The organism is Okeania sp. SIO2B3 (assembly GCF_010672525.1).
In the GTDB taxonomy this organism is placed as follows: domain Bacteria; phylum Cyanobacteriota; class Cyanobacteriia; order Cyanobacteriales; family Microcoleaceae; genus Okeania.
This window is the reverse complement of sequence record NZ_JAAHGH010000004.1, coordinates 152007-168914: the sequence shown is the minus strand read 5'-3', so window position 1 is coordinate 168914 and position 16908 is coordinate 152007. Positions and strand designations below refer to the sequence as shown.

Genomic DNA, 16908 nt, shown 5'->3' with positions numbered 1-16908 from the left:
TCTAGAGCATTTTTCAAGTTACTGAGGTACAGTTATTTTTCTTCTTTTATTCTTTTAACCTATCACACTATTTCTCATACCATTTATCAAAAACTTTTCTACATTTTGTTGAGCAGGGGACCCACCCCTAACCCCTCCCAGGAGGGGGAGTGGGGGAGTAGGGGAGAAGTAAAAAGTAAGAATCATTAACATTAACTGGGCTATTTTTAGCAAAAAGGTGATTCTACCTGTTTTGATTAATTAATAACTGAAGTCTTACCCAAGTATAGCGTTACTTTTAGGAATTGGTATCACAGGGTAAGCATTTCCTGCGGAATGCTGCGCAAACAGCTATTAGATGTCAGCTCTCAGCTCTTATGAGGAGGTTTAAATGAATAGACATAGGCATGAATTAAAGATATATACTTTTTGTAAAAGTAGATAATAGGAAACAGGGAAGATATTTTTAGGAAAAAAACACGAAAAATGATTTTTTTAGTTATTACACTCTAGTTTATAGCAAATAAAGGGCAAGTCTATTTTCTGGAGATGTCTAATATAGACTTTAAAGCCGACTGTGGTAGTAAGTATAAATTCCACCTCAATTAGTAAAGCTTTTATCTAATACTAAAAGCAATAGATGAACTGCTGAAGTGCTGACAGCTGAATGCTTACCTCACAGGCTTATTTGTTTAAGTAAAATGTGTTGAAAAAGCTTGATTTTTCGTTTTTACCTCTCAAAAATTTTATGGTTTTTAGCAAAAATCTTATGACTAGGATAATTTTTTCAAATTGAATTGATAGCTCAGTAAAATATTCTCCATTGAAGATAATTAAAAATATGATTACTAAAATTTTACCCCTAGTAAAAGACTCAGAAAGTTTAGAAAATCGCCTCAAAGAAATTCCCCAAACTCCGGGAGTGTATTTAATGCGCGATAGTAGCGATCGCCTTCTTTATATTGGTAAATCAAAAAAGCTGAGAAATCGAGTCCGCTCCTATTTTCGAGAAAGCAAAAACCACAGTCATCGTATCAGCTTAATGGTACAACAAGTGGTGGAAATTGAATTTATTGTCACAGATACAGAAGCAGAAGCTTTAGCATTAGAAGCTAATCTTGTTAAACAGCATCAACCATATTTTAATGTCTTACTCAAGGATGATAAAAAATATCCATATTTATGTATAACTTGGTCTGAAGATTATCCCAGAGTTTTTATTACTAGAAAACGACGATTAGGTAAAGTTCAAGACCGTTATTACGGTCCTTATGTAGATACCAGACTTTTAAGAAATACCTTACATTTAGTCAAACAAATTTTTCCTCTACGCCAACGACCAAAACCTTTATTTAAAGACCGCCCTTGTCTAAACTATTATATTGGTCGCTGTCCGGGAGTTTGTCAGGCATTAATTACACCAGATGAATATCATAAAATTGTGCAAAAAGTAGCAATGATTTTTCAAGGCAGAACAGGAGAATTAATTGATATATTGAATACTCAAATGGCAAAAGAAGCAGAAGCTTTAAATTTTGAAAAAGCTGCAGCTATTCGCGACCAAATCATAGGTTTAGACTCTCTAAATGCCGACCAAAAAGTTTCCTTGCCAGACGATAGAATTTCCAGAGATGCAATAGCATTAGCTGGCAATGATAAATTTGCTTGCGTTCAATTATTCCAAATTCGAGCAGGTAAATTAGTAGGTAGATTAGGATTTATTGCTGAAACACCCAATTTAGTAACCGGAGAAAGTAGAGAATTAGGAGTAATTTTACAACGGGTTTTAGAATCACATTATCAAACAGTAGAATCTGTAGAAATTCCCGTAGAAATTATTGTGCAATATGAATTACTAGAAAGTGAATTTTTGACAAATTGGTTAACAGAAAAAAAAGGTAAAAAAGTAGAAATTTTCGTACCTCAACGTCAGGGAAAAGCAGAATTAATAGAAATGGTAAAAAAGAACGCTGAATATGAGTTAGCACGGTTGAATAAAATGAGCGATCGCAACACTGCAGCAATGACAGACTTAGCAGAAATATTAGATATGCCAGAATTACCCCACCGTATTGAAGGTTATGATATTTCTCATATTCAAGGTTCAGATGCAGTAGCATCGCGAGTCGTTTTTATTGACGGTTTGCCAGCAAAACAACATTATCGACATTACAAAATTCAAAACCCAGAAGTGCAGTCTGGTCATTCTGATGACTTTGCCAGTATGGCAGAAGTCATTCAAAGACGGTTTCGCGACTATGAAAAACAACCAACTACAGAGAAACCAGACTTAATAATGATAGACGGTGGAAAAGGACAACTTTCAGCAGTGATGACAGTGATGCAAGAAATGGAACTATTAGAAGAAGTGCGGGTAGTGAGTTTAGCAAAGCAACGAGAGGAAATTTTTCTACCTGGAGAGTCCCTACCATTAACAACTAATGCGGAACAACCAGGAGTACAGTTATTGCGGAGGTTGAGAGATGAAGCACATAGGTTTGCCGTAAGTTTCCATAGAGATAAAAGAAGTCAAAGAATGAAGCGATCGCGCCTAGATGAGATTCCTGGTTTAGGACATCATCGACAAAAATTGTTATTGGGACATTTTCATTCTGTTGATTATATTCGGATGGCAACAGTGCAGCAGTTGACAGAAGTATCAGGAGTCGGACCGAAGTTGGCGCAGCAAATTTATGATTATTTTCATCCTTAGAGGTGAAGGAAGAAAGAAGAAAGAAGAAGGAAGAGGGAAGAAGGAAGTTTTGGTTCATAGCGTAAGCGGAACGAAGTTTGATCGCGCTATTATCCAGAGATAATGTAATATCATGTCCGGATAATTAGTGATAAAAAAACTTTCTCCTTCTCCTCCTCTTTCTTCTTCTTTATTTCCTCCTGACTCCTGAGTTCCCCTCCTGGGAGGGGTTAGGGGTGGGTTGTCTCCTGACTCCTTCGTCGTTTATTTATAACTGTTCAACCGGACATGATATAAGACCTCTCACTATAAAACAGTCGTTTCATCAATTTTACTTTCTTCCAAAAAAACACCTTGAAGTATTGCACCCCTTAAACCTGCACCAACTAAATTGGTTTTATAAAGGTTATATCATGTCCGGATAATCAGTGATAAAAAAACCTTTTCCCTTCTGACCTTTTCTTTCCTCCTGCCTCCTGCCTCCTGCCTCCTGCCTTACCTCTTCCAAAGTGTAAGTATTCAACCGGACATGATATTACACCCCTTTAAGTTAGCATTACTTAAATTAGTATAACTTAAGTCAAGTCCTGGCAAATCTTCTCTAAGATTAAACCCTGCTTTTTTAAGCTCCTCTCAAAAATTGCTTACTTCTTTTTACTTAATTTCATTGATAATTTTCTGTCTTTCACGCAACGATATTTCTAATAAATCTTCGTCGTAAATTGGTTGAAAATCGGAAATATTATACCCTTTTTTATGTTTAAAATTAACTAACTAACTCAAGAGTTTAACTACTATCAAAAATTTCGATAACCTTGTATGATAACAATAGTATCAAAAGTAAGTAATATATTGGATAACAGAATGAAAATAGCAATTATCGGTTGTGGTTATGTAGGCACTAAAGTTGCCAAACTGTGGAGTCAAAACGGTCATCAAGTAACAGTGACTACTACTACTCCAGAAAAAGTTTCAGAACTAAAAAATATAACCTCACAAGTAGTAGTAATGAAAGGCAATGACCCCCAAGCGATGCAGGATGTATTGCAAAACCAAGACATAGTATTGTTGAGTGTCGGTTTCCGCTCTCATATTGGCATGGAGTACAAACAAACCTACTTAGAAACTGCCCAAACTCTAGTTGCCACCTTGAAAAAAACTCCCAATATACAGCAAATAATTTACACAAGTAGTTACTCAGTTTATGGTGACAAAAATGGTGAATGGATAGATGAAAACTCCCCCGTTACCCCCGCTAGTGAAAATGGTAATATTCTCCATCAAACAGAACAAGTCTTATTATCCGCATCCACTCCCCAACAACGAGTGTGTATCCTGCGTTTAGGGGGAATTTACGGTCCTGGTAGAGAGCTAATAAAAATTTTTAGTAGGTGGGGAGGCAAAACTCGCCCTGGTACTGGTGATGATGTAACTAATTGGATTCATTTAGATGATATCGTCGGCGCTGTAGAATTTGCCAGAGACAAACAGTTGCAGGGTATTTACAACTTAGTTAATGATGTACCAATGAAAGGTAAAGAATTACTTGATAGTTTACATAAATATCAAGGTTTAGAAAAAGTTTCTTGGGATGGTTCCCCCTCATCAATGCGCCCTTTTAATGCCAGAGTATCAAATAAAAAATTGAGGGATGAAGGTTTTGAGTTAGTTCATCCAACAATTGTGTTTTAATCAGGGAGGAGTCATTTCAGTTATCAGTTATCAGTAGTCCAGTAGGGTGTGTTAGCGGTAGCGTAACACACCAAAACCCTATATATATTGTCAGTGGCTTAAGTTCCGATCCAGATGGTGCGTTACATTTCATTAACGCACCCTACTGGACTAACACGCCTAAAATGTAGGTTGGGTTGTAGCTTGCACACCAAGTAGCGGTACGGCAGTGTTAGCGTAGCTTCCCGAAGGGAAACCCAACAAAACCTTACTAATGTTGGGTTTCAGGTCCCTCAACCTAACCTACACTTATTGCAGCATTTTAGCTGTGTCAGTCCACTACTGGACTTCTTCCTTCTTCCTTCTCCTATATTTAACTATTCCCTAATTCTTGAGACCTTTCTTTTGCCGCCACTACTGCTTCAATTAAAGCAGAACGAAAACCCAAACTTTCTAATTCCGCAATTCCGGCAATAGTTGTTCCTCCAGGACTTGTGACCCGGTCTTTCAACTGTGCTGGGTGCATTCCCGACTTCTGCAACATAACTGCCGTCCCTAAAACTGTCTGTAATGCTAACTGATAAGCGATCGCTCTAGGCAAACCAGCACGAACTCCCCCATCTGTCAAGGACTCAATTAAAATTGCTACATAACCAGGTCCGGAACCAGATAAACCCGTAACTGCATCCATTAAAGTTTCTGGAACTTCCACTACCTGTCCTACCGACTGTAAAATGCGAGTAGCTAACTCCTGATGTTCCGGTTGAATATGCTTACCAGGAGCGATCGCGCTCATTCCTGCACCTACTGTTGCTGGAGCATTAGGCATGACTCTTACCATAGGTCGCGATGGGAAAGCTGCCTCCAACCTTTGCAGAGGTACACCTGCCATAATTGAGATTACCAAAGCTCCCGTTATAGTCTCACCACCAACTTGCCAGTCTGCCAATTCCGATGCTATAGTATCAAATATTTGAGGTTTAACCGCCAGTAATAAAACTTCCGTTGTAGAAGTAACAACCAAACGATTATCAGTAGTTACCTCTACCCCATATTCCCGTGCTAAAAAATCCCGCCTTTGTTGCTGCGGGTCACTAACTAAAATTTCTGAGGGTTGATAAATTTTCTGTTCGAGCAGTCGGGATAATAAAGCTTCACCCATTACCCCACCACCAATTAAACCAAACTTTGCAGTTGTCATTTTTCGCGTTGCTGAATAGCGTGTATGATATTAGTCTTAATTACTTAGGAGCCAACCCACCCGCGGGTCCCTCCCAGGAAGGGAACTCAGGAGTCAGAAGGGAAGAAAGAGGAATAGAGGAAGAAAGTTTTTTGGTCGCGGAGCGCGGAAGGTCGTTCTATCAAACTGCAATAGGGATATGATATCATACCTCAAATCACCAACGCCTCATTTTTCAACTAAAATGTATGAATTGGGAATTGGGAATGGGTACCGTTCACGGAAGTTAGAAGTAAAAGTTGATAGACTTAAAGTGTTAACTAAACAATAGTTTCAGCCTATTATTCCACATCATCAGTTGCTGACTATTTGTGACATCCTTAGAGTGAATTGGTATTAGATATATATAATTATTAGCGCTAATTATATTTTTTCTGACCCCATACCCAAAATTCCCTAGCTATTATTGCATCATTTGAATTTGATTTTGCTCCGGTTGCCAAACTTGAGACCCAGAAGTTCCCACACGAGGGCGTGGTTGAGCCTGAGGCATCTCGTTGACTACACCTGCTTGAGTTCTGACTTGTACACAGCTTGGTGTAAACAGAAAAATACTTTCTCCGATGCGTTCTTGATGACCATCCAGAGCATAAGTACCACCTGCTACAAAGTCCACTGCCCTTTGAGCTTGGTCTGGGTCCATAATGGTCAAATTTAAAACCACGGACTTGCGCTCCCGTAGAGCACGAATTGCTTGAGGCATTTCTTCAAAAGTTCGTGGTTCCATAACCACAACTTCAGACATTCCATTTAAAGCGCCAGGCATTCCAATTACATTGTTCATAACCGATCCCATTCCAGATTCTGATTTAACAGCTCCAGTAATACCTGTGCTGCTTGTTGTTGTTGTCGCAGCAGTGGCCCTATTTCTTAATCGGCGACTATTGCGACTTTCCTCTTCTGCTACTGGTACAGCAGCAGGAGCTTGTTCTTGTGGAGGATAAACACTTTGATATTGTTCTCCTTCCACTTCATCGTAATCATATTCGTACTCAACTTGTTCGTTGAGTCCCACAAAATCTTTTAGTTTGGAAAAAATACCATTCACCATTAAATTACTCCTTCGCTACTGTCAAATTCGGACTATTGTCCCAAGGTAGCTTAATCGTAGGTTTACTACTATTTTTACTTTTTAAGTTGTATTTGATAGCATATCAGTCCTTTTGACTAGCAGATACTCAGCAATGGGACAAATACACATTACTTGCTTGTTCTGAGCTGTCACCCAGAGACTTATCCAGGTCAGACCAGTCAAAACACCCCTAGACACTCACTTGTATTCACATTGTTAGCTTTCGGGAGGTTCTATCACTATGCCAAAATGGTACGCTCCCTGTCCTAATAATTGCTTGAAGTAATTATGGTCATACTGCCGTTGAATGTATCAACCGTTGTTTCTTCTTTGCCGGGATTTCTCCATACTAGGACAGTTCCAGGTGTAAATGAACGCCTTATTCAAAATTTAATTCTATCACTTAGGCCGGATTTATCCCGCACTGTCATTTTCATCTCCCGCCTCAAGGCGAGGAGTTTTCAACCTTTTTATGTGTAATCCTCCTCTCACCAAATAGAATTCTACCTAGTCTGACCATAGTCGTACCAGCAGTTATGGCTAGATTATAATCTTCTGACATTCCCATTGAAAGTTCTTGGATATTTATATTAGACAAATTTTTTTTGCTAATTTCCTGGGCTAACTCCTGAGTTTTCTCAAATACTGATAAGGTTTGCCCATGGTCTAATCCTTGGGGTGGAATAGTCATAAGACCCTTAATTTTCAGATTTTGACATTGGTTTAACTGTGGTAAGTCAGTAATTAATTCTGGTATGCTCCACCCATACTTATTAGGGTCGGGTAAAATTTTGACTTGCAGGCAAATATTAGGACTACAAGATAATTCTTCTGCTAAACGGTCTAGGCGTTGAGCCAATTTTAAACTATCTACAGAATGAATCCATTGAAACTGCTTTAAAGCTTTTGCTGCTTTATTGGTTTGCAAGTGGCCAATCAGATGCCAGGTAATCTCTGGTAAATCTCGTAGTTGGACTTGCTTTTCTTCTGCTTCTTGAACTTTATTTTCTCCAAAATCTCTTATTCCTGCTGCATAAGCAGCACGAATAGCGTCAACTGATACCTGTTTAGTTACAGCAATTAAGCGTATTGATGTAGGTAAGTTAGAGCGGATTTTAGTAATACATTCAGTAATGGACTCAACCATTTTATCTTGAGATTTGAGAATTTTTATTATCTTTATCTGTGCCGGGCTTAATACCCCACCGTCATTTCAGTTATCAGTTATCAGTTATCAGTTATCAGTACCTCTAACTGAGTCATTGCGATTGAAATACAGGATATTCTTTTTTTATCCTCTTAGAGAAAGAGGTATAACTACCCAATTCCGGTTAAGGGGGATACTTAAAATTGTTTGGGGCGGTCGGACACACCCGTGGGCAGTCGTTGACTATACCCATGCAATTTTCCCTTCTGCCTTTCCTGCGGAATGCTGCGCAAACAGCATAGCTGCCTTCTTCAAGATTAGGCCGGACAATATAGTTAACTTTACTTTAGTTGAGTAGAAGCAGAGAACACCTTAATTATTGAAAAGTATTTTTGTGAATTGTCTGAAGTTTTTGGTATTCAATTGCTTGACCATTTCGACGCAGTTGGCGGAGGCGAATTTCCACCATTAAACGTGCGTCTGAACGACCTAAAGGTTCAAATTTAATACCTCCTATTCCATTTGTCACTAAAAAAAATAAGCGTTGGGCATAGAGGGTAGTAAACAATTCTTTGTTATCCTCAACTAAGCACACCCTGTATAAAAGGCCAAAGTTAGGATGGTTCATGTAAGTTTCGTTGGTCATTTAGGCTTAAAATCAGCAGATAATGACAGGATTTTTAAATAACTTAGTGGCCTTTGTCAATTGAAAGACCCTAATTTTTTTAGATTTTAGATATTACAGCTTAACAGATAAATTTAGGTTTTTGTTTTTTCTGTAAATTATTAAATGCTCTTAGAATTAAATAGACCCAGAAAATATATTTTCTGCAATTATAATTATTTGATATTCAGCTCAAATATCAACGTATAATTTTTGTCTGAAAATTATCAACAACATAAATCAGTGACTTTGAAAATTTTTTACTTTACTACATAACAATACCAGATAAATAATTATCTATAAGAATATATAATTTTGTTTTAACTTTGTCCTCCCCAAACTAACCTAACCCACCAGAATAACACTAAGCTAACCAATACTAACCAGTCCAATATCTTTAACTGTAGATCGTGCCATTGTACTTTATGTTGATCGGGAGTTGTAAAACCTCGCACTTTCATTGCACTGGCAATTTGATCTGCTCGCAATAGCAAATTTTCTAATAGTCTTTCTGCTACTATTAACCACACCTGAGAAGCTTGTCGCAGTCCTAGTTTTTTCCAGTTAATTGCCCTAGTTCTAACTGAACGAACTAAATTTTGTATCTCCTCTAAAACTAGGGGAATAAATCTTAAAGATAACGTCAAAGTTAAACTTATTTCTGTTACAGGTAAATTTAATTTATTCAGAGGTTGCATTAAGTCTTCTATACCTGCTGTAATTTCTTCCGAACCGGTGGTTAAAAGGTATAAGTTTGTGCTATAAATAACGGTAAATAATAAAGTGGCAATCCTAATACCTAAATCTACTGAACGACGAGTTATAGTTAGTGGTCTTTGTTGAAAAAGGACGTATTTATAAGAGGTAGGTTGAGGTAATTCTGTTAGTTTTTGCTGTTGTGTTTCAGAAGTTGATTCAGTTGAAGTTTCTGTTTTTATTAATCCAAAAAAATTGGAAAAATTTCTCGCTTCTGGTACTGGTGGTAAATTAGTAGTTTGTTCAGCAAAGGTTAATTCATCTTTTGGTAAACGGGGTTGATAGTTAATTGAAAGTCCATCAGGGGCAATAGCTGCGCTCATGACAAAAACCAAAGAACATAATGTCAGCAACCAACCCATTTGTCGTTGCCAAACTCGTAAAGGAATTGAGGCACTAAATGTTAATACAATTAACATAGCTACTAATATTAAACGCCAGATGGAACTACTCAAAACTGGGCTAATTAGAAAGCTCATTAGCCAGATTAATTTAACTCTAGGGTCGAGTTTATGTAGCCATGTTATGGGTTTTTCTAAGTATAGTCCAAGGGGAAGCGATCGTAATAAATCCATTTTTACTTTGGTGGTAGGTTATTTCAGTTATCATTTATTAGTTATCAGTATCTCTGCAATAAGGAGGCTTGAAATTTGAATCTCCCTGATATCCTCCTATTTCCTGTTTCTAATATTGATTTTATATTAAGTATTCAACGGACATAATATTATTTAGACAATAAAAAAACTGCCAAATATATTAATCTTTAACTTTGAAAAAAACTCTGCATCTTCTCGCCTTTCTATTGCAGGAAGTACTGTTAACATACTTCTTTCTGAAGGGATTAATTAATAATTGAATTGACAATTATAGCAGTCTAAACAAAGGTTAGGACATACAGCGCTTTTCGTTGTTATGAGGTACACCCGCGCGGGTAAGATGCCCACACTACAATATTTTCACGATTTATCCTGTACATCATTTGCCCGAAATCTGCTGTATCAAAAGCTTAAAACTTAGACAAAGCAAGCTTTTCCTTCTTCCTTCTTCCTTCTTTCTTCTTCCTTCTTTCTATTCCTAAACACGAGTTGCTCTATTAACAGTATTATGCTCTACTTCCCTAGCTTTTTTGCCACGCCAAATTAATCTTATAGGTGTTCCTGTAAATCCTAAATGTTGACGAAACTGACTTTGTATATAACGACGATAATTATCAGGAAAACGCTTGGGGTCATTTACAAATAAAGCAATTGTTGGTGGTTTACTTGTCACTTGAGTTCCATAATAAATTTTTCCTTGACGACCCTGACGAGTCGTTGGAGGAGAATTCCAACTAACAGCTTCCTCTAAAACTTCATTAATCACTGAAGTTGTTACCCGACGCTGATATTCATTAGCGGCATTATCTATTAAATCTATAATTTTCTCTACTCGTTTTCCTGTAGATGCACTAATAAAAATCATCTCTGCCCATTCCATAAAATATAGTCGCGACCTTACTTCTTGTTCATAAGTATAAATAGTATAGGCATCCTTTTCCACAGCATCCCATTTATTCACCACAATAACGCAAGCTCTACCCTCCTCAATAATTCGATCTGCCAACTTTTGGTCTTGCTCCGTTACCCCATCTAAAGCATCAATTACAAACAGAACAACTTCAGTACGACGAATAGCTTTAAAAGCTCGATTAATACCAAAAAATTCTGCACCATATTCCACATTTTTCTTTTTTCTAATACCAGCAGTATCAATCAAACGATAAGTTTTTCCATTACGTTCTACTACAGTATCAATAGCATCTCTTGTAGTACCAGAAATAGGACTAACAATTGCACGATTTTCTCCAAGAAATGCGTTTAATAAACTAGATTTACCCACATTAGGACGACCAACAATTGCTACTCTAACCTCATTTGTTTCTGGAATTTCAGTAATAGGTGGTAAATGGGTAATTAACTCATCCAATAATTCTCCAGTACCATTGCCATGAATGCCAGAAATGGGATAAGGTTCTCCTAAACCCAATTCCCAAAACATCGCAGCTTGGGTTAATCCTTCTGTCAGAGATTCGCACTTATTAACCGCTAGGAGTGTAGGGACAGGTTGTTGACGGAGCCACCTAGCTATTTCTTCATCTCCTCCAGTTGGGCCTGCTTGTCCATCTACTACAAAAATAGCAACACTTGCTTCTACGAGAGCTGCCATAGCTTGTTCGCGAATTAACGGTAAAAATTCTGTATTATCATCAAATACCAAACCTCCTGTATCTACAACTTGGAATTCTCGGTCTCGCCAATATGCGTTACGATAAGTACGATCGCGAGTTATTCCTGGTTCGTCATGGACAATTGCATCTTGATTTTCGGCCAAGCGATTCACAATTGTGGACTTTCCCACATTTGGTCTGCCAATAATAGCTACTATAGGTAAAGACATAGTTAATTTTAATTAGTTTAGCTAAATATAAATTATTCGGTGTTGGTGAATTTAGCTATAATTTTCGTGCTTAGGAAATAGGGAATAGGGAATAAGTAGGAATGTTGCATACAACGTCCCTACATATCTTGATTACGGTTCGCCCAAACATCTTAATTCATAGTTTGATTCACCAACACCAATTATTCAAACTTTTATTATAGCAATAATTTTATTGAAGCAGGTTTTATATCATGTCTGTTTAACTATAATTAGGGTTTGCCCTCAAAAGTCTTTTAGTAGGGGTAGGAGACAGGAGACAGCCCACCCCTCGCCCCTCCCCCGACCGTGGAGGGGAAGACAGGAGACAGGAGACAACCCACCCCTAACCCCTCCCAGGAGGGGAGAAATTGGAATGAGCGAGGAGGTAGGAGCGGGCGTTTTGTCCCTTAATTTTTCTGCCCAAATCTTGACCAAAATACTGAATTTTTGAACCATTACCACTTAAAACCTTGAACTTTTTGATACTTAAAAAGGCTAAAACCTTGAACTTTAAAGACGTTTAGGTTTAATCAGCAAGCCCTAATTAGTAGTGAAAAAAATCATCTTCTTCCTTCTTCCTTCTTCCTTCTTCCCTCTTCTTTCTTCTTTCTTCCTTCTTCCTTCTTCCCTTTTCCTTCTTCAATATGAATACACCAAGTCATGCCATTATTAATCTAGCTATTCTTGCTAAACCACAACTACCACAAGCTAATCTTGCTATTGTAATAGGTGGAGTTTTACCAGATATTCCAATATTTATTTTCTACTTTTGGGCAAAATTTATTGTCCGGTTACCAGAAGCAAAAATTTGGTCAGAAGCATATTATCAACCATTAATACAAAATCTTGTTGCGACTTTTCATTCTATTCCTTTAGCGATAATTTTATTACTAATTTCTTACTATTTTGGCTGGGAAATTATGCAAGTTTTTTGTATTAGTTTGGTGTTTCATTCTCTGGGTGATTTACCAGTACATAATAATGATGCTCATAGACATTTTTTCCCTTTTAGTAATTATCGATTTATTAGTCCTATTTCTTATTGGGACCCGAAACATTATGGAAATATTGTGGCTTTGATAGAAATTTTGCTGGTGTTATTAGCAACTTTGTGGATATTTCCTAGTATTAATTCTGCAATAGGAAAAATATTGATAGTTCTAGTTAATATTTTTTATTGTAGTAGCTATATTTATTTTTATAGCAGAAGGAAGAAGGAAGAGGGAAGAAGGAAGAGGGAAGAAGTGAAGAAAGAAAAATCTGGCGTTGTCTGAGTTTTCAGTTTTTGATATGTCCGCGCCCTTTCCTTCCACTGCTATATCTTCGTTCTTAAAATTTTCACCAAAAAATAAGGTCTGAAGCCTCCCCTTGGCTGCGCCGCGAGCTACCGCTCTACAAGGGGATGAAAAAAAATCAAGTTCAATATTTCAAGCCTCTGACTTCAGGCAGAGGTACTGATAACTGATAACTGATAACTGATAACTGAAATGACCTACCACCTAATATCAAATCTGTTAGCATCGGTATAAAATCTTTTGAAGTTAGGAGTCAGGAGTCAGGAGAAAAAACAGTTATAAAGATTTGGTAATTGTGAAGATAGACAATATTTTTATACCTAATTAAACGGATTTGATATAAAAGCTAAAACCTTCTTAAATCGTTCTCAAATTTTCACCTACCACCTACGACCTACCACCTTCTTAAATTAAGAACGCCGAATATTAAAACAACACCAATCTCCTCGTTTCCAAAGAGTGGCCACAACCCAACCATTTTGTTCCAAAGTATCAGCAATTGATTTAGCTTGTTCTAATAAAATGCCACTCAGAACACCCCAAGTTGTAGGTTTAGCGATCGCTTCCAGATGCGGAATTATATCAATAATTACTTCAGCTAAAATATTACAGACTATACCATCTACCGGACCAGAAACTAACTTAATTAAATGCTCAATATCACCATGTTCAACAATTAATTTTTCAGCCGTTATATCATTTAATTTCCGATTACCAATAGTGGATCTAATTGCTAGTGGGTCAATATCAACTGCATATATCTGACGTACCCCTAATAATGCTGCCCCAATAGACAAAATACCACTACCACAACCAATATCAGCAATAATAGCTTCCGGATTAGGTTCCAACCCCAAGCGCATTTCCAATGACTCCAAACATAACTCCGTAGTAGGATGAGTTCCTGTACCAAAAGCCGCTCCTGGGTCTAAACGAAGGATAATTCTATCTAAATTTTCTGGTAAATCTAGCCAAGCAGGATGAATCAGAAAGCGATCGCCAATTTCTTGAGGTTGCCAATATTGTTTCCAACTACTTGCCCAGTCTTCTTCCTCAATTAAATCCCAATCTACTGCTGGAGTTGGTAAATTCATACATAGGGCATCCTGACGTAAATGTACGGCCAAAGCTGACAAGTCCAACATTTGAGCTTGTTCTTCTGGTATATAGGCCCAGATCAAACACTGATTATCTTTGACCTGACTTGCAGTACCTCGGCAACCAAAAGTATCTAGACGCCAAGCAATGACTTCCTCAAGACTTGGGTGACACAATACTCTAATTTCCCACCAGTTATATGCCATAAAAATTTCAGCTTTTAGATTGTTATATTTTAGATTAGGTTTTAGATCGTAGGTGGTAGGTCGTAGGTTCAATAATTAATAATTAATAATTAATAATTAACAATTACATCTCCTGGAAAAGAAGAGAATTTCTGATTTTCTTGCCTCCTTAATTGCAGAGGTACTGATAACTGATAACTGAAATGACTTATTACCTATTAGACATATCCAATAATCAAAAATAAAATCAATTATCGTAAATAAATCATCAATTATTTCCCCCTACTCCCTACTCCCTACTCCCTACTTCCTACTCCCTCTTTTGGTCGAGATGTCTATTAAAGAGCAACTGTATAAGCATCCCTAATTCCTGGTTCTTTGAGAATTTCAGTTAAAATTCCTTCCGGCAATAAATCATCAATACTTAATACCATAACCGCATCACCCCGAACAATTTTACGACCTACTTGCATACTGGCAATATTGACATTAAAACTACCCAAAAGTGAACCAATTTTACCAATAATTCCAGGCATATCTCGGTGCAGAGTCAATAACATATAGGGACTTGGGGGTACATTAATTGGAAATCCATCAATATTAGTAATCCGAATCTCATCTTCTCCAAGTAAAGCACCTCTAACAATATGGTCGCCCAGAGAACCCTTAGCTTCCAACTCCAACGAACCAGTATAGTCCCGGACCGAAGCATCCTTAGTTTCCACGACTCGAATACCTCTTTCCTTTGCTTCAATTGAAGCATTCACATAGTTTACACGTTCTCGCAAAGCTTGAGATAGTAAACCTTTGAGAGCTGCCACTACTACTGGTTTACTATCTCCAGTGGCCAAATCTCCTTGAAGACGGACATTCAGAAAATCAATTCGTCCACCTGCCAATTGACTAACTAAATTACCAAGAGTTTCAGCCAATAACAAATATGGCTTAAGTTTTTCTAATGTATCAGGATACATACCAGGGATATTGACTGCAGTTCTAGCAGGTAAACCCAACAACACATCTCGAATTTGTTCCGCAACATCTATTGCCACATTCACCTGAGCTTCAGCAGTAGAAGCTCCCAGGTGAGGAGTCATCACAATTTTTTGTCCTAGCTCTCGTAGTGGGGACTCAGCTTCTAGAGGTTCATTTTCATACACATCTATAGCAGCACCAGCAATTTTGCCTTCTTTTAAAGCTTCAGCTAAAGCAACTTCATCAATAATGCCACCTCTAGCGCAGTTAATAATACGAGCTGTGGGCTTCATTTTTGCAAAAGTTTCAGCATTAATTGAATGATAAGTTTCATCAGTTTTGGGTATGTGGAGAGTAATGTAGTCCGACTCTTGGACCAATAAATCCATATCTACCAAATTACAACCCAATTGGTCTGCCCTTTCTTTAGAGATAAATGGGTCGTAGGCCAGAATTTTCATACCCATAGCTTTCGCCACCTTAGCTACATGGGAACCAATTTTACCTAGACCAACAACACCGAGAGTTTTTTTGTAGACCTCTACCCCAACAAACTTTTTGCGGTCCCATTTACCACTGGCAATTGACTGGTTAGCCTCTGCAACATGGCGAGACATAGATAACATCATGGCAAGGGCGTGTTCTGCGGCGGCGATCGTATTTCCTTCTGGGGAATTAACTACTACAATACCTTTGCGGGTTGCTGCTGTTACATCTACATTATCTACCCCTACTCCAGCACGACCAATAATTTTTAATTGAGTAGCAGCTTCAATAATTTCTTTAGTAACTTTAGTACCAGAACGAATCATTAAAGCATCATATTCTGGTATAATTTTAACAAGTTCTTCTGCGGGTAGACCTGTTTTGACATCTACCTGAGCTACTTGGGAGATAATATCAATTCCAGTTTTATCTATTGAATCGGATACAAGAACTTTTGGCATAGGAAATTAGTTGAATAATTGAGTGATGTGACTTTTTTACCTACTGAAACTTCCGCTTCAGTTTAATTTTTTAGTTTCTGAAACAGCTTTATTTAGCAAAAACATTAGCTGCTGACTTAACCTCACCCTTCAGAGTATCAGTATGGGCCTATAATTTTATTGATTGTCAGAAATATTTTAGATTGCTTCGATCAAATTTTATGAATTATCTCGTTGCTGTATTATCAGACCGCATTCAAGCTGAATCTGCTTATTCTGCTTTGGAAAAAGAAGACTTGCCAATGAAACAAGTGGCAATATTGGGCCGGGGCTATCAAACTGCTGATGAATATGGCCTAATCGATCCTAATGAACAGGCCCGTAAACAAGCAAAACAAATGGTTACTTGGCTTGCACCTTTTGGCTTTGCTGCTGGTGTTACTTTTAGTGTCATTACAGGATTGAATACTTTTGCTTGGGCAGGAGAATTTGGTAATCATTTTATTGGTGGTATATTGGGGGCTATTTCTGGTGCAATGGGTGGAACTTTTGTTGGTGGTGGAGTGGGTCTAATTTTTGGTGGTGGTGATGCTGTTCCCTATCGTAACCGCCTTAATGCTGGTAAGTATTTGATTGTTGTTGAGGGTTCAGAAGCTCTGATTCGTCTAGCAACTCGTACTTTATATCAGTTTAAACCAGAAAATATCCAAGGATATACTTCAAATAATTAATAATTAATAATTAATAATTA

Annotated in this window: 14 protein-coding genes; 5 read left to right on the top strand and 9 right to left on the bottom strand. The window is 37.6% G+C overall.

Features of this window, described 5'->3' with window-relative positions; translation table 11 throughout:
- The first annotated feature begins 820 nt into the window (after positions 1–820).
- Entirely contained in the window at positions 821–2692 is a 1872-nt protein-coding gene (gene uvrC, locus F6K15_RS04940; RefSeq protein WP_293057817.1) for an excinuclease ABC subunit UvrC, read from the top strand.
- On the top strand, positions 2673–2795 hold the full coding sequence (locus tag F6K15_RS04935; RefSeq protein WP_293057814.1) for a hypothetical protein: 123 nt from the start codon (positions 2673–2675) through the stop codon (positions 2793–2795). Before uvrC ends, F6K15_RS04935 begins: the two co-directional genes overlap by 20 nt.
- A 395-nt stretch (positions 2796–3190) precedes the next feature.
- On the opposite strand, the gene F6K15_RS38140 is transcribed toward F6K15_RS04935, so the two are convergent.
- Positions 3191–3265 (bottom strand): pentapeptide repeat-containing protein, encoded by a 75-nt coding sequence (locus F6K15_RS38140; protein ID WP_363267349.1) that lies wholly within the window; start codon positions 3263–3265, stop codon positions 3191–3193.
- Positions 3266–3490: 225 nt separating this feature from the next.
- Between F6K15_RS38140 and F6K15_RS04930 the strand changes: the two genes are divergently transcribed.
- A complete protein-coding gene (locus F6K15_RS04930; RefSeq protein WP_293057811.1) occupies positions 3491–4363 on the top strand; it encodes an SDR family oxidoreductase in 873 nt (290 codons plus the stop codon).
- Between the two features lie 352 nt (positions 4364–4715).
- Here the strand turns inward: F6K15_RS04930 and proC are convergent, their stop codons facing one another.
- The 6 genes from proC to der all read right to left on the bottom strand — a co-directional run bounded on the left by proC (position 4716) and on the right by der (position 11657).
- The gene (gene proC / locus F6K15_RS04925; protein ID WP_293057808.1) at positions 4716–5543 is read right to left on the bottom strand and encodes a pyrroline-5-carboxylate reductase; all 828 of its coding nucleotides are present in this window, start codon (positions 5541–5543) and stop codon (positions 4716–4718) included.
- 442 nt (positions 5544–5985) lie between these two features.
- Positions 5986–6630: a cell division protein SepF gene (locus F6K15_RS04920; RefSeq protein ID WP_293058216.1), complete on the bottom strand. Its 645-nt coding sequence runs from the start codon at positions 6628–6630 to the stop codon at positions 5986–5988.
- Positions 6631–7099: 469 nt separating this feature from the next.
- Positions 7100–7801, bottom strand: coding sequence for a YggS family pyridoxal phosphate-dependent enzyme (locus tag F6K15_RS04915; protein ID WP_293057805.1), 702 nt, complete (start codon positions 7799–7801; stop codon positions 7100–7102).
- Between the two features lie 376 nt (positions 7802–8177).
- Positions 8178–8447 (bottom strand): transcriptional coactivator PipX, encoded by a 270-nt coding sequence (pipX, locus tag F6K15_RS04910; RefSeq protein ID WP_293057803.1) that lies wholly within the window; start codon positions 8445–8447, stop codon positions 8178–8180.
- A gap of 338 nt (positions 8448–8785) precedes the next feature.
- Entirely contained in the window at positions 8786–9796 is a 1011-nt protein-coding gene (locus F6K15_RS04905; RefSeq protein ID WP_293057800.1) for an energy-coupling factor transporter transmembrane protein EcfT, read from the bottom strand.
- A gap of 499 nt (positions 9797–10295) precedes the next feature.
- Positions 10296–11657 carry a ribosome biogenesis GTPase Der gene (der, locus tag F6K15_RS04900; RefSeq protein ID WP_293057797.1) on the bottom strand — a complete coding sequence of 454 codons (1362 nt, stop codon included), beginning with the start codon at positions 11655–11657 and terminating at the stop codon, positions 10296–10298.
- Between the two features lie 665 nt (positions 11658–12322).
- Here der and F6K15_RS04895 point away from each other — a divergent pair.
- Entirely contained in the window at positions 12323–12952 is a 630-nt protein-coding gene (locus F6K15_RS04895; protein WP_293057794.1) for a hypothetical protein, read from the top strand.
- Between the two features lie 431 nt (positions 12953–13383).
- Here F6K15_RS04895 and prmA read toward each other — a convergent pair whose 3' ends face one another.
- On the bottom strand, positions 13384–14277 hold the full coding sequence (prmA, locus tag F6K15_RS04890) for a 50S ribosomal protein L11 methyltransferase (protein ID WP_293058213.1): 894 nt from the start codon (positions 14275–14277) through the stop codon (positions 13384–13386).
- A 317-nt stretch (positions 14278–14594) separates the two neighbouring features.
- A complete protein-coding gene (gene serA / locus F6K15_RS04885) occupies positions 14595–16178 on the bottom strand; it encodes a phosphoglycerate dehydrogenase (protein WP_293057791.1) in 1584 nt (527 codons plus the stop codon).
- A gap of 200 nt (positions 16179–16378) precedes the next feature.
- Here serA and F6K15_RS04880 point away from each other — a divergent pair, with 200 nt between their 5' ends.
- Entirely contained in the window at positions 16379–16888 is a 510-nt protein-coding gene (locus F6K15_RS04880) for a hypothetical protein (protein WP_293057788.1), read from the top strand.
- The last annotated feature ends 20 nt before the right edge of the window (positions 16889–16908 follow it).